The sequence below is a fragment of the Luteibacter sp. KNZ12-1A genome (assembly GCF_056755675.1).
Window position 1 is genome coordinate 1 of record NZ_JBPGXU010000056.1, and the last position, 26,475, is coordinate 26,475.

Genomic DNA, 26,475 nt, shown 5'->3' on the forward strand with positions numbered 1-26,475 from the left:
AGATGTGTATAAGAGACAGTTAGTGTACCGCGCGGTATTATTATTTGCACGAAGGGCCCGTCCGTCCTGGTCAGAACCGCGCATGATACCCCTACCCCGATTGCCAGCCAACGGGCCGGGCGGCTAAACTGCACGGTCAGAAGTATCTTTATTGTCAAGGATTTGAAATGGCCCGTATTACCGTCGAAGACTGCCTCGAGGTAGTCGACAACCGCTTTGAGCTCGTGCTCATGGCGACCAAGCGCGCGCGCCAGTTGTCCAAGGGCGCCGAACCGACCCTCGACCCGAACAACGACAAGCCGACCGTGCTCGCCCTGCGCGAGATCGCCGATCGTCGCGTCAGCGACGAAATGATCGACGAGATCGACCGCGCCGCCCGTGAACGTGCCGAGCGTGAAGCCCTCGAGTGGGCCGCCACCGAAGTGGACGACGACCTCTCGAAGGGCGGAGATGACTGATGACGCCGGGTCGTTGTCGGCCCTGCATTCATCCTCACCCTGCGCACGCTGACGCGCGGCTTGCCAGGCCGCGTGCGGGAGGCTCCGCGGCCTGAGGGCGCGAGGTTCTCCCATGGAAGTCATCCCTGCGAAAAAACTGACCGACGTGGTCGATGACGGACCGGTGCCTCCCTATGTGCAGGCACTGGAAGACCGCGTGGGTGCCTACCTGCCACACGACCAGGTACTGCGTATCCGCAAGGCCTTCCTGGTCGGCGCCGCCGCCCATGAAGGGCAGACCCGCAAGTCAGGCGAGCCGTACATCACCCATCCGGTGGCCGTGGCCCATGTGCTCGCCGAGCTCGGCCTCGATGCCGAGACGATCATCGCGGCGATCCTGCACGACACGCTCGAAGACACCAAGCTCGAACGGGCGGAGTTGGCCGGCGCCTTCGGTGAAACCGTGGCGGAACTGGTCGATGGCGTCACCAAGCTCGACAAGATGCGCTTTTCCAGTCGTGCCGAAGCCGATGCCGAGAGCTTCCGGAAGATGCTCCTGGCGATGGCGCGCGATCTCCGCGTCATCCTGATCAAGCTTTCCGATCGACTGCACAACATGCGCACGCTCGGTGCGAAGGATGCCGCGTCGCGCCGGCGCATCGCGCGCGAGACGCTGGAGATCTACGCGCCCATCGCGCAACGCCTCGGCATGAACAAGTTCAAGGCCGAACTGCAGGACCTCGGATTCAAGGCGCTTTACCCCGATCGTCACCGGATCATCGGCGAGCGCATCCGCGCCGCCCTGGGCAATCGCCGCGAGGCGATGGCGAAGATCGAGATGGCGCTCGAGGGCCGTCTTGCCGCGGAGAAGATTCCCGGCCGCGCGGTAAGCCGGATCAAGTCGGCGTGGAGCATCTATTCGAAGATGCGCAACGAGCACAAGTCGTTCGCGCAACTCATGGACGTCTACGGGTTCCGTGTCATCACCGATTCGGCCATGCACTGCTACATGGCGCTCGGCGCCGTGCACGGCCTGTACAAGCCGGTGGATGGCCGCTTCAAGGATTTCATCGCCATTCCCAAGGGGAACGGCTACCAGTCGTTGCACACCGTGCTGCTCGGCCCCTTCGGTGCGCCGATCGAAATACAGATCCGCACCTCGGAGATGGAGTCGGTGGCCGAACGTGGCGTGGCCGCGCACTGGGCGTACAAGAGCGATTCCGGCCCGGCGAACAGTGCGCAGGCGCGGGCGCGCGAATGGCTGTCCGCGCTGGCCGACAGCCAGGCGAACACGCCATCGGCGTCGGAGTTTCTCGAGAACGTCAAGATCGACCTGTTTCCCGACGAGGTTTACCTGTTCACGCCGCGCGGCGACATCTTCTCGCTGCCGCGCAACGCCACGGCACTCGATTTCGCTTATGCGGTGCATACCGACGTGGGCGATCACGCCGTGGCCGCGCGCCTCGACAAGAAGCTGGTGCCCTTGCGCACGCGCCTGGTGTCCGGACAGCAGGTGGAGATCATCACCGCGCCATCGGCCGTGCCCAACCCCGCGTGGCTCGAGGCGGTGGTCACCGGCAAGGCGCGCACGGCGATCCGCCAATACCTCAAGCACCTGCAGCACGAGGATGCCGTGGACTTCGGCCACCGCATGCTCGACCGCGCGCTCGATGCCCGTGGCCTCAGCCTGGACGCGGTCCCCGGAGCCACCCTCGACCGCTTCCTCGAGGACTCCAAGTTCAAGCGCCTGGAGGAACTCCTGTCCGAGATCGCACTGGGGAACCGTTTCGCCGACCAGGTAGCGACGCAGCTGGTGGCGCTGCTTGGTCCGGACGAGAGCCGCCCGCCGGCGCCCGCCGAACATTCGGCGGAGAAAATCCGCATCAGTGGCGCCGAGCGCGGCGTGCTCAGCTTCGGCAACTGCTGCCATCCGCTGCCGGGCGACGATATCGTCGGTTTCCTGTCCTCGGGCAAGGGCATCGTCGTGCATCGCGTGGAATGCCCCAACGTGGCGGAGTTCCGCAAGACGCCGGAACGCATCGTCGCCATCGAATGGGATCGCGACGTCACCGGCGACTACCGCGCGGAACTGCGCATCGAGGTACTCAACCGCCCGGGCGTGCTCGCCACCGTCGCCGCCGCGATCGCCGACGCCGGTTCGAACATCGAGAACGTCGAATACATCGAGCGTGACAGCACCGCGGCCACGCTACTCTTCGCCATCGAGGTGAAGGACCGCAAGCACCTCGCCGACGTGATGCGCCGCGTGCGCCGCACCGGCGTGGTCAGCGGCGTCTACCGCCACCCGCTCTAGGACATTTCATGACCCGCAGCACCATCGCCACCGACAAGGCACCTTCGGCCATCGGCCCGTATTCGCAGGCCGTGCGCGCCGGTAACACCGTGTACTTCTCGGGCCAGATTCCGCTCGATCCGGCCACCGGCAACCTCGTCGAAGGCGACATCGCCACGCAGACCCGCCGTGTGTTCGACAATCTCGTGGCCGTCGCCGAGGCCGCGGGCGGCAAGCTGTCGGACATCGTCCGCGTCGGTATCTATGTCACCGACCTGGGCAATTTCGCCGCGGTGAACGCGGTGATGGCCGAGTACTTCCAGCAGCCGTACCCGGCGCGTTCGACCATCGAGGTCTCGGGCCTGCCCAAGGGTGCCCAGGTCGAGGTCGACGCGATCCTCGTCCTGCCGTAAGCCATAGCGCGGTTTCCGTGGCTCGCCATGCATCGCCGATTCCCGCCGCGCCGGTGGCGGATCCGGGGCGCGCGCCGCTGACGACGCTCGGCGGCGTGGGGCCCGCGCTCGCCGAGACGCTGGGAAGGCTCGGGCTGCGCGAGGTGCAGGATCTCTGGTTCCATCTGCCCTTGCGCTACGAGGACCGCACCCAGGTGCGGCCCATCGCCGACCTGCGCCCCGGCGACCGCGCGCAGGTGGAAGGCATCGTCGAGTTCGTCGAGCGTGGCTTCCGCTTCCGGCCGCAACTCAAGGTCGTCATTGGCGACGAGTCCGGCGGCGTACTGCTGCTGCGCTTCTTCCACTTCCGCAAGTCGCAGGTCGACCAGTTGCCGAAGGGCACGCGCCTGCTTTGCTTCGGCGAAGTGCGCCAGGGGCCACAAGGCCTGGAAATCGTCCATCCGCAATACCAGCGCATCGAACCCGACGAGCCGGTGGTGGTGGACGAGCGGCTGACACCGGTGTACCCGACCACCGAAGGTCTCGGCCCACGACGGTTGGCCAGCCTCGTCTCGCGGGCGTTGGCCCACTTGCCCGCGGACGACAGGCTGGAACTCATCCCCGAGTCGATCGGTCGTCCGATGGGCCTGGCGTCCTTGCGCGAGGCCTTGCTCTACGTGCACCGGCCGCCACCGGAGGTCGATCTCCGCGAACTCGGCGAAGGCAGGCATCCCGCGCAGAAACGCCTCGCCTTCGAGGAATTGCTGACCCAGCACCTCACCCTGCGGCGCATGCGCGCGGCGGTGAAGAAGCGCAAGGCACCGGCGTTGAAAAGTGCCGGCGCGCTGCGTGACCGGTTGCTGGAGGCGCTGCCGTTCGCCCTCACCAGGGCCCAGGCGCGCGTGTCGAAGGAGGTGGCGCGCGATCTCGCACGGGCCCATCCCATGCTGCGCCTCGTGCAGGGCGACGTCGGCAGCGGCAAGACCGTGGTCGCCGCGCTGGCTGCCGTCGCCGCCGTGGAGAGCGGCTATCAGGTGGCACTGATGGCGCCGACCGAACTGCTTGCCGAGCAGCACCTGCGCAACTTCCGCGCCTGGCTCGAACCGCTGGGGCTGGAAGTGGAATGGTTGGCCGGCAAGGTGCAGGGCAGGGCGCGCAAGAAGGCGCTCGATCGCGCTGCCAGCGGCGAAGCGCATGTCGTCGTCGGCACGCATGCGTTGATGCAGGAGGGCGTGGCCTTCGCGAAGCTGGGCCTCGTCATCGTCGACGAGCAGCACCGTTTCGGCGTACACCAGCGGCTGGCGTTGCGCGACAAGGGCGCTGAAGGCGAACTCATCCCCCACCAGCTCGTCCTGACGGCCACGCCGATACCACGCACGCTTGCGATGAGTGCCTATGCCGATCTCGACGTCTCCTCGATCGACGAACTGCCACCGGGACGCACGCCCGTGCAGACCGTGGCACTGTCGAACGAGCGGCGCTTCGACGTCATGGAGCGCATCCACGCGGCATGCATGCAGGGCCGCCAGGTGTACTGGGTGTGCACGCTGATCGAGGAATCCGAACAACTCAATGCACAGGCGGCGGAGGTGGCCCATGCCGAACTCACCGCCGCCTTGCCCGATCTCGCCGTCGGCTTGATCCATGGACGCATGAAGCCGAAGGAAAAGCAGGCGGTGATGGATGCCTTCAAGGCCGGCGAGCTGGCCGTGCTGGTCGCTACCACGGTCATCGAAGTGGGCGTGGACGTGCCCAACGCGAGCCTGATGGTGATCGAGAACAGCGAGCGCCTGGGCCTCGCGCAGTTGCACCAGCTGCGAGGCAGGGTGGGGCGTGGCGCGATCGCGTCCAATTGCGTGCTGCTCTACCAGACGCCGCTATCGCGTCTGGCCAGGGAGCGGCTGCAAGTGATGAGGGAGACGAATGATGGCTTCCGCATCGCGGAGAAGGACCTCGAACTGCGAGGTCCTGGTGAAGTCCTCGGCACCCGCCAGACGGGTCAACTTCAATTCCGTATCGCCGATCTGGCGCGCGACGCACACTTGATGCCAGAAGTGCAGCGCGTGGCCGAGGCCATGATGAAAGACCACGCCGCGCGCTGCGAATTGCTGATCGCCCGTTGGGTGGGTGCCGCCGCCCGCTACGTGGACGCCTGAGCACCCTGTCGCCCGTTCAGCCCGGCATGAAGCAGAGCAGGTGGAACGCCGCCCGGTCGACTTCCTCACTGGGCACCCCCGGCAACCGGCTGCCGGCGTGCAGGTTCACCGTCACATGGCCGGGCAGGGAAGGCTCGATGCGTGTGTCGACGTAGTCGTAGAGGTTCAGGTCGTCCGTGACCGACGACGCGGTGCACAGTGGCGTGAAAGGCGCGAGGTCGCTGGACAGGGCGAGATGGTAGGCCGAGCCGCCCACGACCCGCGTTTCGATGGTCACGCCGCTGATCCAGTCGGCACCCGCGAGAATCGCGCCATCCCGGGAGATATGGGCGGCGTACACGGGCTTCGCGGTATTCGGCGATGCGGCGCTCGCGGTCGTGGTGGACAGGGCGAACAGCAGGCTTGCCGCAAGTCCGCGGCGATTCAAGGCCGGCCCGCCGCGGGTGCCGCGCCGTCCATCGACGTGCAGACGAGATCGAATGCCTGACGGTTGAGCAGTTCCGGGTCGGTGTTCGGCATGCGGGTGGCCGTTATGCGTACCAGAACCTCGTAAGGGGTCGGTTGCGCCTTGAGCACCGCGACGTTGCCGATGACGTCCTGCAAATCGGTTTCGTGGATCAGCGAGACCGCGCAGATGGGCGCCTCGGCAAACACGCCGGGCGACAGTCGAACGGTGTAGAACGAAGGACGAAATTCGCCGAGGACGACGTCGACGCGTTCGACCCAGTCGGCACCCGTGATCACGTTGCCGGCGGCATCCACGTGCGCGGCGAAGACGGCTCGGGGTTGTACGGATTGCGCCATGGCGGGCGAGAGCATGGCGCCGCCGCAAAGCAGCGCGAGCCACGAATGGCGAATCGAGGATATCGGCATGAAACTACCTTGCCGTTATCGACGCGCGTCGACAAGTTATCCCCTCCTGTTCAGGGCTATCCATCAGACGATTCTGAAAAAGCGTCACCTTCGCCATGGCGAGTGAAGCTCGTCGGGGTTGTCTGATATCGCGCGCCGGTGCGCGCCGTATGGGAGCGTCAGCCCAGGCCGAGATGTCGCGCCACCTCTCTTGCGATAACGGCCGTTTCGCGAAGAGGCGCCTGCGTGGCGGGGGTATTCGCATCGATGTCGTGCAATAGCCCCGCGGCGCGCAGTTCATCGTGGAAGCGAGCGAGTTTTCCTCGCAGGGACGCCGGAGCGGTCGTGTGGACGGGACATCCCGTGGCACAGGCTTCCGAGAGCATGTTCACCGAGTCCGGCGTCACGACCAGCCGGTCGGCCCAGCCGAGAATGCCGGGGTAGGGGTTCGCGCCATCGGCGCTGCCGGTCCAGACCACGCCCGGCAGGCCGGCGAAGACCTCGCGGATGCGAGGCAGGATGGCCGCCGGCGTGCGCCGCGATACCGCGACGAGGATCGAACCACCGTCCAACGCGTGCCGGGTACGTATCGCGGCGAGGAAGGCGTCTGCCTCGGCCGGGTCGAATGGCGTGCCGTGCCGGTCCCCGCCGATCAACACCCCCAGTCGCGGCCGGGGCAACAGGGCGAACTGAGCGAACGCATCGCGCCCGTCGGCGAGCCAGGCGTCGTCGATGGGATTCAGCGACCCCAGCGAATGGAGTACGTTGTCGCCACTCAAGCCATCGTGCCGGGGCGTGACCACGAGGTCCCAGTGCGCCGGATCGATCCTGGGGTCGAGTATCTGCACGGTGAGGCACCTCCCGCCGGACCAGCGACGGATCTGCCGGGTGGTCCAGGCGGCCTGGCGACCGCAGCCGATCGCCAGTTTCGGCCACGGCGGCAGCAGGCTGTCCTCGTTCCGGCCGAGCGCCAGCCGCGCGCCCGGCAGGTTCCGCGGCGCCAGCCACGACCAGGGCGCGCGCAACTGGACGACGATCTCGCGGATCGCCGGCGTCAGCGCCTCGGCCAGGGCGAGGGCCTGGCGCCGGTTGCCGGCGGCGCCATCGGTCACCACCCAGCAGGACTCGCGCGACGGGGTGTTCACGTGGCGCTCCCGCCGCCGATTGTTATCGATTTCGGCACAGTTCGTTCCCTGGCAGACTGGTCCACGATCGCGTCGTGACGCTTACACTGTTGTGATCCCGGTGCTCCGGTAGAACCCACTGTACAAGGATATCCATGAGTGCTCCGTTGACCGATGCTTCGCTCGACCAGCTTTTCCTCAAGGCCCGCACCTACAACGCGTGGCTGCCGAAGGAGGTGACCGACGAACAGCTCCACCGGCTGTACGACCTGGCGAAATTCGGCCCCACCGCCGCCAACTCCTCGCCGATGCGCGTGGTTTTCGTGAAGTCCCAGGACGCGAAGCAGCGCCTCAAGCCCCACCTTTCCGAGACCAACGTCGAAAAGACCATGCAGGCACCGGTCACCGCGATCGTCGCCACCGATTTCGCCTTTTACGAGAAGCTGCCCAAGCTGTTCCCGCATGCCGATGCGCGTGTATGGTTCGTCGGCAACGAGCCGATGATCCAGTCGTCGGGTACGCGTAACGGTTCGTTGCAAGGCGCCTACCTGATCATGGCCGCCCGCGCGTTGGGCCTGGACTGCGGTCCGATGTCGGGTTTCGACCAGGCCGGCGTCGACGCCGAGTTCTTCGCGGGCACCCAGGTCAAGTCGAATTTCCTGGTCAACATCGGCTACGGCGATCCCGGCAAGAACCTGTTCGAACGCCTGCCTCGCCTGGAGTTCGACGAAGCCGTACGAATCGCCTGACTCTTCCCGCGGTGACCGCACGGTCCCGCTGTCACCCGCCGTACCCACCTCACTGCAGGAGATACACCATGCGTGCTCTTCGTTATGTCGCCCTCGCCGCCCTGCTGGCCACCGCCGGCAGCGCCGTCGCCGCCCCGGTCACCTACACGCTCGACCCGGGCCATACGATGGTCCTGTTCAGCTGGAACCACTTCGGTTTCTCCAATCCGACGGCCAACCTCGGCCAGGTCCAGGGCACCCTCGTCTATGACGAAAAGGATCCGTCCAAGGCCACCGTCGAGGCGACCCTGCCGCTCTCCGGCCTCGACAGCTTCGTGCCCAAGCTCGACGAGCACCTGAAGTCGGCCGACTTCCTCGACGCCGCCAAGTACCCCACCGTCACCTTCAAGAGCACCAAGGTCGTGCCGGCGGGCAAGGGCAAGCTGAAGGTCACCGGCGACCTGACTGTCCACGGCGTGACCAAGCCGGTCACCCTCGACGTCAGCCTGAACAAGGTCGGCCCGCACCCGATGATGAAGGTGCAGACGGTCGGCTTCGACGCCACCACCACGATCAAGCGCTCGGATTTCGGCGTGGGCGCGTATGTGCCGAACGTCTCCGACGAGATCAAGATCCGCATCACGACCGAAGCGCACGACGCCTCGGCCGAAAAGAAGTAAGCCGGCCGCCCCTGCCGGGGCATCGGAAACCCGCGCCGGCGACGGCGCGGGTTTTTTCGTTTCCGGCGGGCCATCGCGTCCTGCCGCATCGTCACGCCGGGCATTTCGTTCCTGCTAACATCGCCTTCTATCCCCGGTTCCACCGCATCGTCGGAGTTTTCCCATGCGCCCCAATCCCGCGGCCGCCCCGCTGATCCCGGCGAACGCCGAAAATCGTTACGAAGTGACCCGCGCCGACCTGCCGCTGTCCTGTCCCATGCCGGGCATGTACCTGTGGAACTCGCATCCGCGTGTCTACCTCTCCATCGAGGACGACGGCGGCACCTCGAAGTGCTCCTATTGCGGCGCGACCTACGTCCTGAAAGACTGATCGGCCCCCGCGCGGGCATGTTTCGTGCATTGCCTTCGTACCCTCTCAAACGGACCGACCCATGGCCACCGTCTCTCCCAATCGGACGATGACCGTCGTACAACTCATCCCCGCCCTGTATTCGGGTGGCGCCGAGCGCTCGACCCTGGAAATCGCCAGGGCCCTGGTCCAGGCCGGTCATCGCTCGATCGTCGTCTCGGCCGGCGGGCGGATGGTCGAACAGCTGGAGGCCGAAGGCAGCGAACACATCGCCTTGCCCATCGGCAGGAAGTCCTTCGCCACCCTGTTCACCGTGGGCAAGCTGCGCCGCGTGCTGCGCGACATCCAGCCGGACATCGTGCACGCCCGCTCGCGCCTGCCGGCCTGGATCGGCTGGTGGGCGATGCGGGGCGTCAAGCCGCGCCCGCACTTCGTCACCACCGTGCACGGCCTGAACACGCCAAGCCGCTACAGCGCGATCCTCCTGCGCGGCGAACGGGTGATCGTGGTCTCGCAGACCCTGCGCGACTATGTGCTGCGCCACTATCCCAAGGATATCGAGACCTCGCGCATCACCGTGATCCCGCGCGGAATCGATACCGACGCGTTCCCCTACGGTTACCGCCCGGACGACAGCTGGCAGCGCGCGTTCTTCGAGGAATACCCGCAGCTGGCCGGTGCGCCCCTGCTCACCCTGCCGGGACGGGGCACGCGGCTGAAAGGCCATGCGGATGCGATCGAGCTGATCGCCGACCTCACCCATCGGGCCATCGACGTCCGCCTGCTCCTGCTCGGTGCCGACGAACCCGGTCGCGAGGCCTATGTGGCCGAGCTGCGCAACCTGATCCACCAGCGTGGGCTCGACGACAAGGTGGTGATTTCGCCGCAGCGGTCGGACGTGCGCGATATCTATGCGATGTCGACGCTGGTGCTGCAGCTTTCCAGGCGCCCCGAGTCGTTCGGTCGCACGGTGGTGGAAGCCCTGGCGCTGTGCCGTCCGGTGATCGGCTACGCCCATGGCGGCGTGGGCGAATTGCTGGCCGAACTCTATCCCGCCGGCCGCGTCCCGCTGGGCGACCGCGAGAAGCTGGTTGAACGGGCCGCGGAGCTGCTTCGTTTCGCCCCGTCCATCCCGCCGCCGCGCAGCTATCGCCTGTCCGACATGCAGTCGGCCACCCTGGCGTTGTACGCGGAGGTGGTGGAAGGCGTGCCGGCCGCGTGAGCGGGCGTAGCTTCGGCGCGGCGATCCGGGCGGGGCTTGCCTCGCCGCTGCTGCCGGTCTGGCTGGTACCGGCCTTGCTGCCGTTCGGACGCAGCGCCGAACTCGGGGTCTTCCTCGCCCTCATTGGCAGCATCCTCCTGCTCGTGCGCGAGCCCCAGGCGCTGCGCCATCATCCGGGCGCGAAACTGTTCCTGTGGTTGTTCCTGGCCTATGCCGGAGCCGCGCTGGTTTCCGCGGTGGACGCGGTGGCGCCCGGCAAGAGCTGGGGCACGGTCGCCGGCATCCTGCGCTTCGCTCCGCTGGGCGTGTACGCCTGCTTCGCCGTGCGCCGGCCGGGAAAGGTCCATGCGCTTTACCTCGCCACGGCCGCGGTGGTCGCGGTCTGGGTGGCCGATGCCTGGGTGCAGGCGCTCACGGGCTACGGGTTGGCGGGAGCCTCGGACGCGGAGCGGCTCTCCGGCATCTTCGGCGCGGACAACCTGAAACTCGGCCCCGCCTTGTCCGCGTTGGCACCGTTCCTGTTGTGGGCCGCGGGTGAACGCTGGGGCCGGCGCGGGCTCATCGCCGCCTTCCTGTTCGCGCTGGGGCCGGTGCTCTTGTCCGGGTCGCGCGCCTCGTGGCTTTGCTACGCCATCGTCACGCTGTGCTTCGTCTGGCGCGAAGCCGGGTCGTTCCGCCGCTTCGCGATGGCGTGCGCCGCTGCCGGAGTGGTCGTGGCCCTGGCCCTCGTGCTGGCGTGGCAGGTGTCGCCGCGCTTCCGCGATCGCGTGGCGCATACGCTTCCGGCATTGTCGGGCACCTCCGCGGGCATGGACGCGGCACTGACGGGTCGCCTCGATATCTGGACGACGTCGCTGCGCATGTACGCCGCGCATCCGGTGAACGGCGTGGGCGTGCGTGGCTTCCGCGTCGCCTATCCTTCACTGGCCTCACCGGGCGACCACTTCCTGACGATCGAGAAATGCGGGGAAGGCGAGGGCGCCTGCCACGCGCACCAGGTCGTGCTCGAGGTCGCCACGGAAACCGGCACCCTCGGCCTCCTGGCCTGGCTCGCTGCCGCCGTGTACGCGATGCGCGCCTGGTGGCGTGCCGGTGCGGTCGCCCGTGCGCGCGCATTTCCGCCGACGGTGGCGCTGGCCGCCATCCTGTTTCCCTTGAATACCCACATGGCGTTCTATTCGGCATGGTGGGGCCTGCTGGCGGCATGGTTGCTGTCGGTGTGGTGCGCGGCCCTGTTCGCCGACCTTCCCGATGTGGAGGCCAGGCATGTCGCGTGAGCCGCTATCGGTCGTCGTCACCACGTTCGACAACGCGGCCACGATCGGGGCGTGCCTGGCGTCGGTGGCTTTCGCGGACGATATCGTCGTGCTCGATTCCGGTTCGACGGATGGAACCTGCGACATAGCGGCCGGCTACGGTGCCCGTGTGCATGTGCAGCCGTTCGCCGGTTACAGCGCCCAGAAGCAGGCGGCGATCGACCTGGCCCGGCATCGATGGGTACTGCTGCTCGATTCCGACGAGGCGGTACCTGCGATGGCCGCGGAACGCATCCGCGCCGCGCTCGATGCGCCGGAAGCCGCCGGCTACGTGCTGCTCCGCCGCGAGTGGGTGTTCTGGCGCTGGCAACCGGAGCGAGCGCGGCTCAACCACTACGTGCGCCTGTTCGACCGCACGCGGGCGCGCATGAGTGGCCACGAGGTGCATGAAAGCGTCGTCGTCGATGGCCCCGTGCAACGGCTGGATGCGGTGATCGACCACCATGGCGAGCGCGACATCGAAGGACGCGTCGACAAGGCCAACCGTTACTCGTCGTTGCAGGTGCGCGACCGGCATACCCGTGAGCCCCGCTTCCTGCGTACGCGGATGGTGTTCTATCCGGCGGTGGCGTTCGCCCGTTACTACTTCTGGCGCGGTCACTGGCGCGGCGGCTGGGCGGGCTTCGTCGCGGCGCGCGTGCACGCGTTCTATGCGTTCCTGAAGTACGCCAAGCTGTACGAACTGCGCCGGTCAGGCGGCCAGCGCGACGGCCGCGGTCCGCTCGAAACCGAACGCGGCGACGACTAGTTCGCAAGCCTCGCGGCGCAGGGCCTCGCGACGGCGGAACTCGCTGCGGCGCTTGCTTTCGATCTCCGATGCGCAACGCACGGGTTCGCGTGGAGGAAGCTCGTAGAAGCCGTCTTCACCGGCGACCCCGTCGGACTCGATCCAGAAGGCGTCGTAGTCGGCCTTCACCTTGTCCGGAATGCCTGCGAACACATGGGCGGCGTTGCCGATACCGAGCACGCGTTCCACCGCATAGGCGTCGGCCAGGGCGCGGATCATCGACAACAGCAGGTTCTTCGGGCGAAGGCCGTGGCATTGGCGCGTGAGTTCGCGCACGACATCGCGGCCCGCGTTGTTCGCGGCGCCTTGCAGGCAGCCGATGACGATCGTACGGCCTTCATCGATGAAGGAGATCGTGGCGTACGAGATCTGCAGCCCGCTCTCGTCGGTGAGCGAAAGACTGAGTTCACCCTCGCGGCCCCGGCGCAATGGCGCCTTGACGATCAATGAAAGCGCGCCGCCGTCGCGCAGCGTCACCCGTCCGGCCAGCACCTGGCGCTCGCGGTAGAGGGTGTGGAAGAACGGACGCGGAAAGCGAGCCAGCGCGAAGTCGTAGTGATCGCGCAGCGCCTTCAGGCGACGCTCCCTGCTCCACGCCTTGCTGATGTAGCGATGCTGGTAGCGCTCTACCAGTACGCTGTCGACGGAGGAAATGCCGGCCATCGGCGGCTTCTCGAGAAAGGCCAGCCATGCATCGTGCGCGCGCCACCGGGACACGCAGCGCAGCGCATAGGTGAGTACCGCACCGATGGCATGCGTGCGCGTGCTGTGCCATCCGGCACGGCCGCGTAGTGATCGCGCGAAACGAAAAAACGACTGCATGGCAAAGGTCCGTCTTGTGGGCACGACGCACTTTCTACGCTGGCGTTTTTTCGCGAGGCTTTCGTTATTTCGGACGAAAGGTTCGTCGTTGTGCAGGCGTTATGCATCACGAAAGATCAGGGAAAGTCCGATGAAAGCTCGCGGCTTGCCTGTGAGTCGTTTCGGGTGTCCGGTGGCTCAGTAGATCTTCGGCTCGCCCGGGGGACGGGTCTTGAAGCGCTTGTGTACCCAGAGGTATTGCTCGGGGGCTTCGCGGGCCATTTGTTCGATCTGCGCGTTCACCCGCGCCGTGTCGAGGGCGGCGTCCTTGCTGGGGAAGTCTTCCAGCGGCGCGCCCAGGCGCATCGCGTAGCCGGCGTCGCCGGGCAGGCGGCGATGGAAGAAGGGGATCACCAGCGCGCCGGACAGCCGGGCGAGGTGGTGCGTGGCGGTGATCGTCGCCGCGGGCACGCCGAAGAACGGGACGAAGACGTTGTCCTTGCTGCGCATGTCCTGGTCGGGCGCGTACCAGAGCGTGCCGCCCGCCTTCAGGTATTTCACCGTGCCGCGGATGTCGTCCTTCTCGAACATCGCGTCGGCGTAGTGCAGGCGCGAGCGAAGCACGGTGAATTCGAAGACGTCCGAATCCATCAGGCGGTACATGCCGGCGATGCGGATGCGCTGGGAAACCAGGCGCGCGCACAGTTCCAGATGCGAGAAATGGCCGCCGACGAGCAGGACGCCACGGCCGGCGCGGCGTGCCGCCTCCAGGTGCTCCAGTCCTTCCACCGTGACCGGCACGCGCGCGATGGCGCGGTCGGACCCCATCCAGCCGAGGGCGAACTCGGCCAGCATCATGCCGACGTCGCAGAGGTTGGCACGGACCAGCGCCTGTTGCGCGGCCGGGTCCAGTTCCGGGAAGCAAAGCGCGATATTGGTCGCCGCGATGCGTCGCCGCTCCGGGTTCAGGTGCAGGGCCAGGCGGCCCGCCAGCCGGCCCAGGCGCATCAGCAGGCGGAAGGGCAGGCGCGCGATCAGCCAGATGAAGGCCACGCCCAGCCACGCCGGCCAGTGGCTGGGCGTGAGCAGGCGGCGCGTGAGATGGGGGCGGGGCATACCGGGCATGGCCGGTCATTGTAGCGAATGGGGGCGGCTATACTGCCCGGTCGATGGCAATACCAGGGATCCGCGTGCTGCTGCGCCTGCTCTACAACTTCGCCATGTACCTGTTCACGCCGCTGGTGATGCTCCGCCTGATGGCGCGTGGCATGCGTTATGGCGACTACCACGTGCGCTGGCGCGAACGCTTCGGCCGCTTCCGCGAACCACGGCTGGCCGGCTGCCTCTGGGTGCATGCGGTATCGGTGGGCGAGGTGAATGCGGCCGAGCCGCTGGTGAAGGCGCTGATGGAGGCCTACCCGCAGGCACCGATGCTGGTGACCACGGTGACCCCGACAGGCTCGGAGCGTGTCCGCCAGCTCTTCGGCGACAGCGTGCACAGTGTCTATCTCCCTTACGACCTGCCGTTCGCCGTGAAGCGTTTCCTGCGCAGCACCCGGCCGCGGCTGGCGGTGATCGTGGAGACGGAGATCTGGCCGAACCTGTATTTCGCCTGCCGCCGCCACGGCATTCCGCTGCTGATCGCCAACGCGAGGCTTTCCGAGCGTTCGTTGCGCGGCTATGCGCGGATGAGTTCGCTGGTGAAGCGCGCGTTGCGTTGCGTCAGCCACATCGCCGCGCAGTCGCGTACCGACGCGGCGCGCTACCGCCTGTTGGGCGCGGAGCCCAGCCAGCTCACGGTCTGCGGCAACCTCAAGTTCGACATGCCCGTGCCGCAGGCCGCACTCGAGGCGGGCACGGCGATGCGGGAGGCCTGGGGGACCGGGCGTCCCGTATGGATCGCCGCCAGTACCCATGAAGGCGAAGAGATGTGCGTGCTCGAAGCCCACCTCGACGTCATGCGCCGCCTGCCCGACGCCCTGCTGCTGATCGCCCCGCGTCATCCCGAGCGCTTCAAGGCCGTGGAGGCGTCCGTGCGCAGCCTGGGATTCCAGGTCGCCACGCGCAGCGGTGACGGCGTTCCCAGCCACACCACGCAGTGTTTCGTCATCGATTCGATGGGCGAGTTGCTGCGCTTCTTCGCTTCGGCCGACGTCGCCTTCGTGGGCGGTAGCCTGGTGTCGATCGGCGGCCACAACGTCCTCGAACCGGCGGCGCTGGGCAAGCCCGTGCTGGTCGGTCCGTACACGTTCAATTTCGAGGAAATCACCCAGGCCCTGCTCGACGAAGAGGGTGGGCAGCGGGTGAACGATGGCGACGAGCTTGGCGAACAGGTGCTGTCGCTGCTGCGCGATCCTGTCCGGCGTCGGCACATGGGCGAGGCGGCACGTCATGTGTTCGACAGCGAGCGGGGCTCGGTCGGCAAGGTGATGAAGCTGGTCGACAGCCTGCTGCAGGAATAACCGCGCCCGCCATGTCCTCGACGGCGGGCGCGGCTTCGGCGATGGAGCGGGCCGTTGCGTTACCGCAGGATCGAGGCGCCAGGGCGCGAGAGGTCAGCGACCGGCCGCGGCGGAACCTCGGGGCGCGTCGGTTTGCACACGACGGTGGCCTTCAGGAAATGCATGTTGGCCGCCGCGCCCCAGCCACCGATGTAGTCGTAGCGCACGCTGGCGACAAAACCGCCTTCCGCGTCGCATTTCCTGGGAGCCTCGGCCATGACGTGGTCGTAGGCCTGTCGCTTGCCGCTGCCGTGGTAGGTCAATTCGTACTCGTACGGTTCGTACGGATCGGATTCGGCGTTCGCGGCCGTGGCGAAGGAGGCCAGCGCGAGGGCGCCGATGAGGAAGGGGATTTTCATGATCGTCCTTGGTCGTGATCGCCCGGAACGGGCTGACGAATGATGTATCCAGCGCAGTGGCGCCAATGCAGGCGATAGACTCAGGAAGCTGTAGTCCGATTCCGGAGCGATGCCAAGGCAAAGCTAAGGAAGTGACGGGAGCCGACCCTGCCGGCGATGGGTGCTTGCCTCGACTGGCCCGCTGCCGCGGGATCGCCGCCAGGGTCGGCTCCCGCCAAAGATCATAAAAAAAGGGCCCGCGTTCATCACGCGGGCCCTTTTCTTCTTCCATCGCGCGCCTGGCGAAATTACTGCAGCAGCGCGTTGATCGCTTCGAGGTCCTTCACGTCCACCGTGCCCGCGGTCTGCTTGAGCAGCAGCTTGTCGAGGATGAACTGATGGCGGGCCTGCGAATAGTCGCTGAGCGCCTGGGTGAGGTTCTGCTGCGCGATCAGCACGTCGACGATGGTGCGCGTGCCGACTTCGAAGCCGGCCTGCGTGGCGTCGCGTGCGCTTTCGGACGACTCGACGGCCGCCTTGGTCGCCTCGACCTTGCTGATGCCGGCGACGACCGAGCGGTAGTAGTTCAGCGTGTCGCGCACGACCTGGCGGCGGGACGACTCCAGGGAATCCTGTGCCGCGTCACGCTGGTAGATCGACTGGCGCACGCGGGACTGGGTGGCGCCGCCGGAGAAGATCGGCACGTTGAGGGTCAGGCCCACGCTGGTCGCTCCGCGGCCGTTGCTGCTGCCGAGCGTGCCCGCGCTGGAGGCGGTGCCGGCGTTCTGCGTCCACGCCGTGCTCTTGCTGTAGCCGACCGTCGCATCGAGCGTGGGCAGGTGGCCGGCGCGCGCGGACGAGATGCTGTGCTCCGCCGACTCGACGTTGTACTGCGAGGCGATGATGGTCGGGTTGCTCTTGACCGCCTCGGCCACCCAGGCTTTCGGATCGTTGGGCGAGGGCGGGTCCATCGGCAGCTGCTCGCGCAGCTTCTTCAGGTTGTCGGCCGGCTTGCCGGTGATCTGGGTGAGCGCCTCGCGCGAATCCGCCAGCGTGTTCTCGGCGGTGATCACCGCGGCCACGGCGGTGTCGTGCTGGGCCTTGGCGTCCTGCACGTCGGTGATCGCGGAAAGGCCCACGTCGAAACGCTGCTGGGCCTGTTCGAGCTGGCGGGCCAGCGCCTGCTCGTTCGCCTTGGCGAAGGTCAGGGCGTCGTCGTTGGTCAGCACCTGGAAATAGGCGGTGGCGACGCGGGTGGCGAGCTGCTGCAAGGCCGCCTCGTAGGTGGCGTCCTGCGCCTCCGACGAGGAGCGCGCCGCCTTCAGGTCGGCGTACTTGCTGAAGTCGACCACGCTCTGGCTGATGGTGGCGCCCAGCTCGCGGGTGCGGGTGTGTCCCGCATCGGAGGTGAGCACCGGGTTGCCGGCGCCGTCGACCACCGGATTGCCGGCGGCGTCGGTGACGATCGAGCGGGAGGGCCCGTTCGGGTCGCTCTGGTTAAGGCTGAGCTGGGCATTGATCTGCGGCAGCAACAGCGCGCGGGCCTGCGTCACGCTCTCGCCGGTGGCGAGACGGGTGGAGTCGGCCTGCGACAGCACCGGGTCGTTGGCCCGTGCCTGCCGGTAGGCGTCGAGCAGGTCTTCCGCATGGCTCGCGAACGGCATCGCGGCCAATGCCAGCGCGACGGTGAGCAGCTTCAAGCGCATGGTTTCGCCTCGTGGGTGATAGGGAATCTGGTGGGTCAGAGCACGAAGCGCTTCACCGGCGCGGCATGCGCCAGGTAGGGAAGGTCCGTTTCGAACAGCGACTCCTCGCGGAAGCGGCCCTCACCCTCGTGGGTAAGGAGCACCGCCGTTTGCGCGGGTGAGTCGCCGCGTACCACGAACATGCGCCCGCCAGGCTTCAGCCAGCGCACGAACTTCTCGGGCACCGTGTGCACGGCTCCCGTGACCACGACGGCGTCGAAAACGCCCGTGGGCTTGTAACCGTTGACGGCCTCGGCGGTTTCCAGCGAGACGTTCGTCACCACCGCGGCGGCCAGGCGCTGGCGCGCGGCCTCGACGAAATCGGCGTGCATGTCGATGCTGGTGACCTTGCCAGCCAGGCGGGCCAGGCAGGCGGTGAGGTAACCCGAACCCGTGCCGATCTCCAGGACCTCGTCGGTCTTGTTGAGCGCCAGGGCCTGGAGTACGCGGCCCTCGATCACCGGCTTCATCATCACCTCGCCATGCCCAAGGGGCAGGGTGAGGTCGGCGAATGCCACGTTCCGGTGGGCCGGCGCGACGAAATCCTCGCGGCGCACGTTCTTCAGGGTCTCGAGGACGTCGGCGTCGAGGACTTCCCAGGGGCGAACCTGGTTCTCGACCATGTTCTGCCGCGCCTGCTCGAAATTCATCGCCATGTGTTGGATCCCGTACGAAAGCTGCAAAAAGATTCGGAAGGATAAGCGCTTAGCGCCCGTTTTCCCAATGTGTTAAGGCTGCGGTGCCGACGCCATCCGGCGAAGTGCCGGAAGTCACCGGACCGGCCTGACGGAAGTCATGGTCCACGCCGCCGGTAACGTACGCTGGCGCCTGAACGGGCGCCGGCGCCCACCCTTGGCCGCCATGGGTAACCGCCCGAACGCCCCCACTTGTCATTCTAAGGTAGACGAGCGGTGCGGCCAGCGTTTTTCCGGCCTGCTGGAAATAACTGAACCGCTGCGTATAATAAAGTCATAATTTCTGTTTGTGAAGGTGCAGCCATGAACGCCAGCCCGAAACTGAAGACCCAGGGTCCGGGGCGTCCGAAGGACATGGAGAAGCGCGCGGCCATCCTCGACGCGGCCAAGTCGCTCTTCACCCATGGCGGCTTCGCGGGCACCAGCATGGATGCCGTCGCGGCTTCCGCCGGCGTTTCCAAGCTCACCGTGTACAGCCATTTCGGCGACAAGGACAACCTCTTCCGCGAGGTCATCCGCGCGCATGTGCAGGAACGCCTGCCGGACGACCTGTTCGATTTCAATCCGGGCGCCGACATCCGCGTCACCCTGACCAACATCGCCAGCCGCCATGCGGCGATGGAAACCAACACGGAATCGGTGGGCACCTTCCGCGCGATCCTCTCCGACTGCCAGTCGGGCGGCAATCCGCGTTTCGGCCGCCTGGTATGGGAAGAGGGTCCGGCGCGCATGCACAAGTTGATGCAACGCCTGCTCGAGGGTGCCGCATCGCGCGGTCAGCTCGACATCCCCGACGTGTCGCGTGCCACCACCCAGTTCCTCGCCCTGCTCAAGGGCGACCTCCTGATCCGGCGCCTGTTCGGTTGCGAAGACTGCGCCGTGCAGTTCGCCGAAGAAGTCAAGGCCAATGCCCTGGCCGCGGTGGACATGTTCATGCGCGCGTACTCGCCGCGCCACGTGAGCGTCTGACGCTCGCTTCCCGGCCCGCTTCGTGGTTGAATCCCCGGCGAAGCGGGGGTGCCCATGCGATACGCGCGGGCTGAGAGAGTCCCTTCGAACCTGATCCGGTCCGTACCGGCGTAGGAAGCTTCGTCCACGGTCGACGTGCGTGCCCTCCTGGCACGTGTCGTGCCTCGTGACGGCGCCGTCCGCTTCTCCCTTCCCCTGTGAGGAACGAGAAGCCGATGAATGCCTTGCCCACCGACCTGGCCCGCGCCGCGCGCGAGCTGTCCCAGTCCGTCACCGCGCCGATCGCCGGCTCCCGAAAGATCCACGTCACCGGCAGCCGGCCCGACCTGCGCGTGCCGATGCGCGAGATCGCCCAAGCCGCCACGCCCACCTTGTTCGGCGGCGAGGACAATCCGCCGATCGTCGTCTACGACACCTCCGGCCCGTATACCGATCCGGGACACGTGGTGGACCTGGCCGCCGGCTTGCCGACGTTGCGCGCGACCTGGATCGCCGAGCGCGGCGATGTCGAGCGCCTGGACGGGCTGTCGTCGAGCTTCGGCCGGAACAGGGCGAGCGATCCACGGCTGGATGCCATCCGCTTCGCCTCCGCGCGTGCGCCGTTGCGCGCGAAAGCGGGCGCCAACGTCACCCAGATGCACTATGCGCGGCGTGGCATCGTCACGCCGGAGATGGAATACATCGCCATCCGCGAGAACCAGCTTGTCGATGCGCTGGCCGACAGCACGCTGCGCATGCAGCACCCCGGCGAGGCCTTCGGCGCCTCGCTGCCCGCGCGGATCACCCCGGAATTCGTGCGCGACGAGGTCGCGCGCGGTCGCGCGATCATCCCCGCCAACATCAATCACCCGGAAGCCGAGCCGATGATCATCGGCCGTAACTTCCTCACCAAGGTCAACGCCAACATCGGCAACAGCGCGGTGAGCTCGGGCATCGCGGAGGAAGTGGAGAAGCTGGTCTGGGCGATCCGCTGGGGCGGCGACACCGTGATGGATCTCTCCACGGGCAAGCACATCCACGAGACGCGCGAGTGGATCATCCGTAATTCGCCGGTGCCCATCGGCACCGTGCCGATTTACCAGGCGCTGGAGAAGGTCGGTGGCGTGGCGGAGGACCTCACCTGGGAAATCTTCCGCGACACGCTGGTCGAGCAGGCCGAGCAGGGCGTGGATTATTTCACCATCCACGCCGGCGTATTGCTGCGCTTCGTCCCGCTCACGGCGAAGCGCGTCACCGGCATCGTCTCGCGCGGTGGCTCGATCATGGCCAAGTGGTGTCTTGCGCACCATCGCGAGAATTTCCTCTACACGCATTTCGAGGACATCTGCGAGATCATGAAGGCTTACGACGTGTCCTTCAGCCTCGGCGACGGATTGCGTCCGGGGTGCGTGGCCGATGCGAACGATGCCGCGCAGTTCGGCGAACTGGATACGCTCGGCGAACTCACGCAGCTGGCCTGGAAACACGACGTGCAGTGCATGATCGAAGGCCCCGGGCACGTGCCCATGCAACTCATCAAGGAGAACATGGAGCGCCAGCTGGAGAAGTGCCATGAAGCACCGTTCTATACGCTGGGGCCGCTGACCACCGATATCGCGCCCGGATACGACCACATCACCAGCGCGATCGGCGCGGCGATGATCGGCTGGTTCGGCACCGCCATGCTTTGCTATGTCACGCCGAAGGAACACCTGGGCCTGCCCAACCGGCAGGACGTGCGCGATGGCATCATCGCGTACAAGATCGCCGCGCACGCGGCCGACCTCGCCAAGGGCCACCCGGGCGCGCAGGTGCGCGACAATGCCTTGTCCAAGGCCCGCTTCGAGTTCCGTTGGGACGACCAGTTCAACCTCGGCCTGGACCCGGACAAGGCGCGCGAATTCCACGACGAGACGATGCCGAAGGACGCGCACAAGTCCGCCCATTTCTGCTCGATGTGCGGGCCGAAGTTCTGTTCGATGAAGATCACCCAGGACGTGCGCGACTACGCGGCGGAACAGGGCGCGATCGCGCTGGCCGAGCGCGGCATGGCGGAGAAGTCGGCTGAATTCCTGGCGCAAGGCGCGGAGGTCTACCACAAGGCATGAGTGCCGGTGCTCCGGCGACAGCCGGTTCCCTGGTGGGGACCGATATGCCCTGCCGGTGACAGCGGGTGCCCTGGTGACGGCCGATGCCGTGGTGGGAGCCGCTTCAGCGGCGATCCCGCCGTCATCTTCACCCGCCCTTCCCGGCAGCGGTCCTAACGTTCCCGCCATTCCTACCCACTCTCCCGAGGAGACAGGCAATGGCCAACGGCAAGCCCTTCGTCAGCGACATCGAGAACATCCGCAAGCGCGCCCGTGAACACATCGACCGTGGCGCCGTCACCACGGGATACCGTGCGGATCGCGAAACGGTGATCAAGCTGCTCAACGAAGCGCTGGCCACGGAAATCGTCTGCGTGCTGCGTTAACCAGGAACAGGCCCACGCCGACCGCATCGCCGAGCGGATCACCCAGCTCGACGGTACGCCGAACTTCAACCCGGAAGGCCTGCTGTCGCGCAGCCACGCCGACTACGTCGAAGGCACCACGCTGGTCGAGATGATCAGGGAAGACCTCGTCGCCGAGCGCATCGCCATCGACAGCTACCGAGAGATCGTGCAATACATCGGCGACGACGACCCGACCACCCGGCGCATCATGGAGGACATCCTCGCGCAGGAGGAAGAGCACGCCGAGGACATGGCGACCCTGTTGGAGAACCTTGGCGCCAAGGGCGAGCCGGCGGCACCCTCGTCGCATTGACGGTAAGCTAGGCGCCCACGTTCGCGACGATAAGGATGGCCCATGAATGCGACCGCCACGCCCGCGCCGGCCAGGCGCCGACGGAACCCCATCAGCATGGCGATCGCGCTGCTCGTCGCGGTGCTCGTGCTGCTGATCCTCATCATGATGTGGTGGTGGGACAAGGAGCCCGAGCAGTTCGATCCGGTCGCCGTCACCACGGCCCACATGAAGGACATCGGCCGCCCGTTGAGCACGGGTGCCGTCACCACCTACACACTGATCCGCTCGGTCGACACCCTGCTGGACAAACGCGGTGGCTACCTCAGCAACGACAAGCTGCCGCCCGGGGTGTTCATGGACAACATGCCCAACTGGGAATTCGGCTCGCTGGTCGCCTCGCGCGACCTGGCGCGATCGCTGCGCAACGACTTCAGCCGTTCGCAGACACAGTCCACCGAGGACAAGGACCTGGGCGAGGCGGATCCGCTGCTCAACAGTCCGAACGACCGATGGCTGCTGCCGAGTTCGGAGTCGCAGTATGCGAAGGCCACGGACGATCTCGAAAAGTACCTCTCGCGGCTGTCGGACGCCGAGGACGCGAACGCGCATTTCTACGCGCGCGCCGACAACCTGGCCGATTACCTGCAGACGGTGTCCGCGCGCCTTGGTTCGCTCTCGCAGCGGCTTTCGGCGAGTGTCGGCCAGTTGAAGGTGGATGCCGCGCCGAATGCCGACGTGGCCGCGAACGCGGGCCCGGCCAAGGCCGTGTATGTGAAGACCCCCTGGAACAAGATCGACGACAACTTCTACGAAGCGCGTGGCTATACCTGGACCTTGCTGGAGCAGCTGAAGGCGATCCGCCACGATTTCGCCCCGATCCTGCGCAGCAAGAACGCGGATGCCAGCCTGCAACAGGTGATCCGGGAACTGGAAGAGTCGCAGAAGGCGCTGGGTAGCCCGGTGGTGCTCAACGGTTCGCCGTTCGGTTTCTTCGCCAACCATTCGCTGGTGATGGCGAACTACATATCGCGGGCGAACGCGGCGATCATCGATCTGCGGGGCTTGCTGGGGCGCGGGTGACGGTGATGGGGTGCGGTGAACGGGCCGCGCTGCGCGCGGATCGCCGATAGAATCGGCTCCCGCCAGGCTCGGATCACCGACAGGGTTGGCTCCCATCAGGCTCGGATCACCGATGGGATCAGTTCCCGTCGGGCTCGGATCGCCGGCGGGATCGGCTCCCACCGGGCTCGGATCGCCAATAGGATCGGCTCCCGCCAGGACCTGCGCGGGTCCTGGTGGGAGCCGACCTTGTCGGCGATGGGTGCTCGCCAAAACCGGCAGAAGCACCCACATCGATCACGATCAGTTATCGACCTTGTAGCGTTCCATGCCCGACACGATCTCGGCCTTGGCTTCCTCGGCGCCGACCCAGCCGTCGACCTTGACCCACTTGCCCTTCTCCAGGTCCTTGTAGTGCTCGAAGAAGTGGCCGATGCGCTCCAGCCAGTGGCCCGAGACCTGCTTGATGTCGCGGATATGCGCGTAGCCCGCGAACACCTTCTCCACCGGCACCACGACGAGCTTCTCGTCCGCGCCGGCCTCGTCGGTCATCTTCAGCATGCCGACCGGATGGCAGCGGATCACCGAGCCCGGGACCAGGGACAGGGGGAGGATCACCAGGGCGTCGAGGGGGTCGCCGTCGCCACCGAGCGTGCCGGGGACGTAGCCGTAGTTGCAGGGATAGCGCATCGGCGTGGAGAGGATGCGGTCGACGAAGATCGCGCCGCTCTGCTTGTCCACTTCGTACTTGACCGGCTCCGCATCCTTCGGGATTTCGATGATGACGTTGATTTCATCCGGCACGTTGCGACCGGCGGGAACGAGGTGCAGACCCATGGGATTCCTTGATTCTTCGGGGATAAGTCGGCCGGATAGGATACGGCCACCCCGCCCCGGGGGGAAACCCCGGGGCGGGGCGCTCCCTTACTTCAGGTGTTCCCAGAGGTAGGTATAGGCCAGGGCGTTCATGAACGCCGACTGCTTGTTGTCCGCCGCGGCGCCGTGGCCACCCTCGATGTTCTCGTAGAGGCTGGCGTCGAAGCCCATGGCCTGCATGCGGGCGGCCATCTTGCGCGCATGAACCGGTCCCACGCGGTCGTCGCGGGTCGAGGTGGTGAACAGCACGGGCGGGTACCTGGTGCCTTTGCGCAGGTTCTGGTACGGCGAGAAGGTCTGGATGTACTTCCATTCCTCCGGCTTGTCCGGATCGCCGTATTCGGCCATCCACGAGGCGCCGGCCGACATGTGCGGATAGCGCTTCATGTCCAGCAGGGCCACCTGGCTCACGATCGCGCCGTAGAGCTGCGGATATTTCGTCAGCATGTTGCCGGCCAACAGGCCGCCATTGCTGCCGCCCATCATGCCCATGTGGCGCGGGCTGGTGATCTTGCGGTCGATCAGGTCCTGCGAGACGGCCGCGAAATCCTCGTAGGCACGCGGACGGTTCGCCTTCAGCGCCGCCTGGTGCCAGCGCGGGCCGTACTCGCCGCCGCCGCGGATATTGGCGATGACGTAGACGCCGCCCTTCTCCAACCATGCGCGGCCGACACCGGCGGAATACATCGGTTGCAGGGAAATCTCGAAGCCGCCGTAACCGTAGACCAGGGTCGGGTTGTTGCCGTCGGCCTTCATCGCCTTGGGTGCGATCTCGAAGTAGGGCACCTTGGTACCGTCCTTCGACGTGGCGAAATGCTGGCTCACGACGAACCGCGACGCGTCGAAGAACGCCGGGCTGTGCTTGAGCGCCTCGCGCTCGCCCTTGCCCAGCGTGCCGTAGTAGAGCGTCGTGGGCTGCAGGAAGCCGGAGACGGTGAGGAAATACTCGTCGCTCTCGTCGGCGTCGATGCCGCCGGCCTGCATCGTGCTGAGCGCGGGCGCGCCGCTCAGTGTCTCGCTCTTCCATGCACCCGTGGAGGCCGGCGTCAGTACCTGGATCTCACTGACGACATCGCGCATGAGGTTGAGGATCAGGTGATGGCGCGTCCACGAGTGGCTCGACAGCGAGGTGTGCTCGTCGGGCGTGAAAAGCACGGTGATGTCACGCTTGCCGGCCATGTAATCGTCGAACTTCGCCGCCAGCAACGCGCCGGAAGGGTAGGTCTTGCCACCGACCGTCCACGGCGTGCGTGGCTCGATCAACAGCCACTCGCGTTCGACGTCGGTCTCGGCGTCGTTGGGGACGTCGACCTTCGCGAGCTTGCCGTCCTTGCCACGAAGGAAGGTTTCCGAGTTATAGAACTCCAGCGCACGCTGCACGAAGTCGCGTTCGAAGCCGGGCGTGAGATCGCGGAAGGCCGAGATCGACATGTCGCTCGGCTTACCCTCGTATACCGTCGTGGCGGACGACAGCGGCGTGCCGCGCTTCCACTCCTTCACGATGCGCGGGTAGCTCGATGTCGTCATGGAGCCGGGACCGAAGTCCGTGGCGACGTAGATGTGGTCGTCGTCGATCCACGCGACCTGGCTCTTCGCCTCGGGCAGGGTGAAACCACCCTCGATGAAGTTCTTCGTCGACAGGTCGAACTCACGCACCACGTCGGCGTCCGCTCCGCCGCGCGAGAGCGAGACGAGGCAGCGGCGATTGTCGGGCTTGAGGCACTGGGCGCCATGCCACACCCAGTTCTCCTTTTCGGAGGCGGCGAGCGCGTCGAGATCGATCACCGTCTCCCAGGCGGGCTTGTCCTTGCGGTACTCGGCTAGTGTCGTCCGCCGCCAGAGGCCCTTCGGGTGTTGCTTGTCGCGCCAGAAGTTGTAGTAGTGGTCGCCGATCTTCGACACCATGGGAATCTTCGCGTCGGAATCGAGCACCTCGAGGATGCGCGCGTCGAGGGTCTTGAAATCCTCGCCTTCCGCATACTTGGCGACGGTCTCGGCGTTGCGCGCCTTGACCCATTCCAGTGGCTTGGCACCGTCGATGTCGTCGAGCCAGAGGTTTTCGTCATCGGCGCCGGCTTCGATGGCGGGCGCGGCGGTCTTGGGTGTTTCGTGGGCTTGGGTCATGCCACTGAAGGTAAGGGCGATGGCCAGCGCAATCCAGCGTCGATGCATGGGGCGGTGATCCTGGGGTGAAAGCCCGACCTTAACGCAGCGGCATCACGGTGGATGCCATGACTTCCTACCTATCCTGGGACGTGTCCATCCCGGGACGGCATATCAGTGGAGCCGCTTCTCGGTGGAGCCACTTCACTGTGGGAGCCGCTTCAGCGGCGATGGGTGCTTGCCTCGACCTGGCCCGCTGCCGCGGGATCGCCGACAAGGTCGGC

General features: G+C 66.5%; 24 protein-coding genes, 1 pseudogene and 1 riboswitch. Of the genes and pseudogenes, 15 read left to right on the forward strand and 10 right to left on the reverse strand.

The features are described 5' to 3' along the window. Nucleotides 1-167: 167 nt before the first annotated feature. From rpoZ to recG, 4 genes are all read left to right on the forward strand, one after another. Complete coding sequence (gene rpoZ, locus ACR9ZJ_RS12315) at nt 168-458, forward strand: DNA-directed RNA polymerase subunit omega (RefSeq protein ID WP_306849349.1); 291 nt, start codon at nt 168-170, stop codon at nt 456-458. 112 nt (nt 459-570) lie between these two features. Next, entirely contained in the window at nt 571-2,751 is a 2,181-nt protein-coding gene (locus tag ACR9ZJ_RS12320; protein WP_481287901.1) for a RelA/SpoT family protein, read from the forward strand. Between the two features lie 8 nt (nt 2,752-2,759). Further along, nucleotides 2,760-3,143, forward strand: a complete 384-nt coding sequence (locus tag ACR9ZJ_RS12325) for a RidA family protein (RefSeq protein ID WP_448098899.1) — start codon at nt 2,760-2,762, stop codon at nt 3,141-3,143. Between the two features lie 17 nt (nt 3,144-3,160). After that, on the forward strand, nt 3,161-5,278 hold the full coding sequence (gene recG, locus ACR9ZJ_RS12330) for an ATP-dependent DNA helicase RecG (protein WP_481282475.1): 2,118 nt from the start codon (nt 3,161-3,163) through the stop codon (nt 5,276-5,278). 16 nt (nt 5,279-5,294) lie between these two features. Here recG and ACR9ZJ_RS12335 read toward each other — a convergent pair whose 3' ends face one another. The 3 genes from ACR9ZJ_RS12335 to ACR9ZJ_RS12345 all read right to left on the reverse strand — a co-directional run bounded on the left by ACR9ZJ_RS12335 (nt 5,295) and on the right by ACR9ZJ_RS12345 (nt 7,275). Further along, the gene (locus tag ACR9ZJ_RS12335) at nt 5,295-5,705 is read right to left on the reverse strand and encodes a hypothetical protein (protein ID WP_481282476.1); all 411 of its coding nucleotides are present in this window, start codon (nt 5,703-5,705) and stop codon (nt 5,295-5,297) included. Beyond that, a complete protein-coding gene (locus ACR9ZJ_RS12340) occupies nt 5,702-6,151 on the reverse strand; it encodes a hypothetical protein (RefSeq protein WP_481287902.1) in 450 nt (149 codons plus the stop codon). Before ACR9ZJ_RS12340 ends, ACR9ZJ_RS12335 begins: the two co-directional genes overlap by 4 nt. A 158-nt stretch (nt 6,152-6,309) precedes the next feature. Further along, nucleotides 6,310-7,275 carry a mitochondrial fission ELM1 family protein gene (locus tag ACR9ZJ_RS12345; protein WP_481287903.1) on the reverse strand — a complete coding sequence of 322 codons (966 nt, stop codon included), beginning with the start codon at nt 7,273-7,275 and terminating at the stop codon, nt 6,310-6,312. A gap of 134 nt (nt 7,276-7,409) precedes the next feature. Here ACR9ZJ_RS12345 and ACR9ZJ_RS12350 point away from each other — a divergent pair, with 134 nt between their 5' ends. The 6 genes from ACR9ZJ_RS12350 (at nt 7,410) to ACR9ZJ_RS12375 (ending at nt 12,297) form a co-directional block, all read left to right on the forward strand. Next, nucleotides 7,410-8,003 (forward strand): malonic semialdehyde reductase, encoded by a 594-nt coding sequence (locus ACR9ZJ_RS12350; RefSeq protein ID WP_481287904.1) that lies wholly within the window; start codon nt 7,410-7,412, stop codon nt 8,001-8,003. 68 nt (nt 8,004-8,071) lie between these two features. Then, nucleotides 8,072-8,662 (forward strand): YceI family protein, encoded by a 591-nt coding sequence (locus tag ACR9ZJ_RS12355; RefSeq protein WP_481282479.1) that lies wholly within the window; start codon nt 8,072-8,074, stop codon nt 8,660-8,662. 163 nt (nt 8,663-8,825) lie between these two features. Further along, on the forward strand, nt 8,826-9,032 hold the full coding sequence (locus ACR9ZJ_RS12360) for a zinc-finger domain-containing protein (RefSeq protein ID WP_429199074.1): 207 nt from the start codon (nt 8,826-8,828) through the stop codon (nt 9,030-9,032). Between the two features lie 61 nt (nt 9,033-9,093). After that, nucleotides 9,094-10,233 carry a glycosyltransferase gene (locus tag ACR9ZJ_RS12365; RefSeq protein WP_481282480.1) on the forward strand — a complete coding sequence of 380 codons (1,140 nt, stop codon included), beginning with the start codon at nt 9,094-9,096 and terminating at the stop codon, nt 10,231-10,233. After that, nucleotides 10,230-11,510, forward strand: a complete 1,281-nt coding sequence (locus tag ACR9ZJ_RS12370) for an O-antigen ligase family protein (RefSeq protein WP_481287905.1) — start codon at nt 10,230-10,232, stop codon at nt 11,508-11,510. Before ACR9ZJ_RS12365 ends, ACR9ZJ_RS12370 begins: the two co-directional genes overlap by 4 nt. Continuing rightward, nucleotides 11,500-12,297: a glycosyltransferase family 2 protein gene (locus tag ACR9ZJ_RS12375; protein WP_481287906.1), complete on the forward strand. Its 798-nt coding sequence runs from the start codon at nt 11,500-11,502 to the stop codon at nt 12,295-12,297. Before ACR9ZJ_RS12370 ends, ACR9ZJ_RS12375 begins: the two co-directional genes overlap by 11 nt. On the opposite strand, the gene ACR9ZJ_RS12380 is transcribed toward ACR9ZJ_RS12375, so the two are convergent. Further along, a complete protein-coding gene (locus ACR9ZJ_RS12380) occupies nt 12,241-13,158 on the reverse strand; it encodes a DUF535 family protein (RefSeq protein ID WP_481287907.1) in 918 nt (305 codons plus the stop codon). The genes ACR9ZJ_RS12375 and ACR9ZJ_RS12380 overlap by 57 nt on opposite strands. Before the next feature lie 177 nt (nt 13,159-13,335). Continuing rightward, nucleotides 13,336-14,262 (reverse strand): LpxL/LpxP family Kdo(2)-lipid IV(A) lauroyl/palmitoleoyl acyltransferase, encoded by a 927-nt coding sequence (gene lpxL, locus ACR9ZJ_RS12385; RefSeq protein WP_481287908.1) that lies wholly within the window; start codon nt 14,260-14,262, stop codon nt 13,336-13,338. Between the two features lie 71 nt (nt 14,263-14,333). On the opposite strand from lpxL, the gene waaA reads away from it, so the two are divergent. Further along, on the forward strand, nt 14,334-15,599 hold the full coding sequence (waaA, locus tag ACR9ZJ_RS12390; protein WP_481282753.1) for a lipid IV(A) 3-deoxy-D-manno-octulosonic acid transferase: 1,266 nt from the start codon (nt 14,334-14,336) through the stop codon (nt 15,597-15,599). A 59-nt stretch (nt 15,600-15,658) separates the two neighbouring features. Here the strand turns inward: waaA and ACR9ZJ_RS12395 are convergent, their stop codons facing one another. The 3 genes from ACR9ZJ_RS12395 to ACR9ZJ_RS12405 all read right to left on the reverse strand — a co-directional run bounded on the left by ACR9ZJ_RS12395 (nt 15,659) and on the right by ACR9ZJ_RS12405 (nt 18,377). Next, complete coding sequence (locus ACR9ZJ_RS12395) at nt 15,659-15,997, reverse strand: hypothetical protein (RefSeq protein WP_481282485.1); 339 nt, start codon at nt 15,995-15,997, stop codon at nt 15,659-15,661. 287 nt (nt 15,998-16,284) lie between these two features. Further along, nucleotides 16,285-17,682: a TolC family outer membrane protein gene (locus ACR9ZJ_RS12400; protein WP_481282486.1), complete on the reverse strand. Its 1,398-nt coding sequence runs from the start codon at nt 17,680-17,682 to the stop codon at nt 16,285-16,287. Nucleotides 17,683-17,717: 35 nt separating this feature from the next. After that, entirely contained in the window at nt 17,718-18,377 is a 660-nt protein-coding gene (locus tag ACR9ZJ_RS12405; RefSeq protein ID WP_481287909.1) for a protein-L-isoaspartate O-methyltransferase family protein, read from the reverse strand. 342 nt (nt 18,378-18,719) lie between these two features. Here ACR9ZJ_RS12405 and ACR9ZJ_RS12410 point away from each other — a divergent pair, with 342 nt between their 5' ends. The 4 genes and pseudogenes from ACR9ZJ_RS12410 to ACR9ZJ_RS12425 all read left to right on the forward strand — a co-directional run bounded on the left by ACR9ZJ_RS12410 (nt 18,720) and on the right by ACR9ZJ_RS12425 (nt 23,233). Further along, nucleotides 18,720-19,385, forward strand: a complete 666-nt coding sequence (locus ACR9ZJ_RS12410) for a TetR/AcrR family transcriptional regulator (RefSeq protein ID WP_371022545.1) — start codon at nt 18,720-18,722, stop codon at nt 19,383-19,385. 34 nt (nt 19,386-19,419) lie between these two features. Next, nucleotides 19,420-19,519: riboswitch (TPP riboswitch) on the forward strand. Between the two features lie 81 nt (nt 19,520-19,600). Beyond that, complete coding sequence (thiC, locus tag ACR9ZJ_RS12415; protein ID WP_481287910.1) at nt 19,601-21,472, forward strand: phosphomethylpyrimidine synthase ThiC; 1,872 nt, start codon at nt 19,601-19,603, stop codon at nt 21,470-21,472. A 197-nt stretch (nt 21,473-21,669) separates the two neighbouring features. Further along, nucleotides 21,670-22,171: pseudogene (locus ACR9ZJ_RS12420) on the forward strand (ferritin-like domain-containing protein). 42 nt (nt 22,172-22,213) lie between these two features. Further along, complete coding sequence (locus ACR9ZJ_RS12425) at nt 22,214-23,233, forward strand: DUF2333 family protein (protein WP_481282490.1); 1,020 nt, start codon at nt 22,214-22,216, stop codon at nt 23,231-23,233. Between the two features lie 282 nt (nt 23,234-23,515). On the opposite strand, the gene ppa is transcribed toward ACR9ZJ_RS12425, so the two are convergent. Together ppa and ACR9ZJ_RS12435 are read right to left on the reverse strand one after the other, a co-directional pair. Continuing rightward, nucleotides 23,516-24,049 (reverse strand): inorganic diphosphatase, encoded by a 534-nt coding sequence (ppa, locus tag ACR9ZJ_RS12430; RefSeq protein WP_481282491.1) that lies wholly within the window; start codon nt 24,047-24,049, stop codon nt 23,516-23,518. Between the two features lie 87 nt (nt 24,050-24,136). After that, on the reverse strand, nt 24,137-26,260 hold the full coding sequence (locus tag ACR9ZJ_RS12435; RefSeq protein ID WP_481287911.1) for a prolyl oligopeptidase family serine peptidase: 2,124 nt from the start codon (nt 26,258-26,260) through the stop codon (nt 24,137-24,139). Nucleotides 26,261-26,475: the final 215 nt, after the last annotated feature.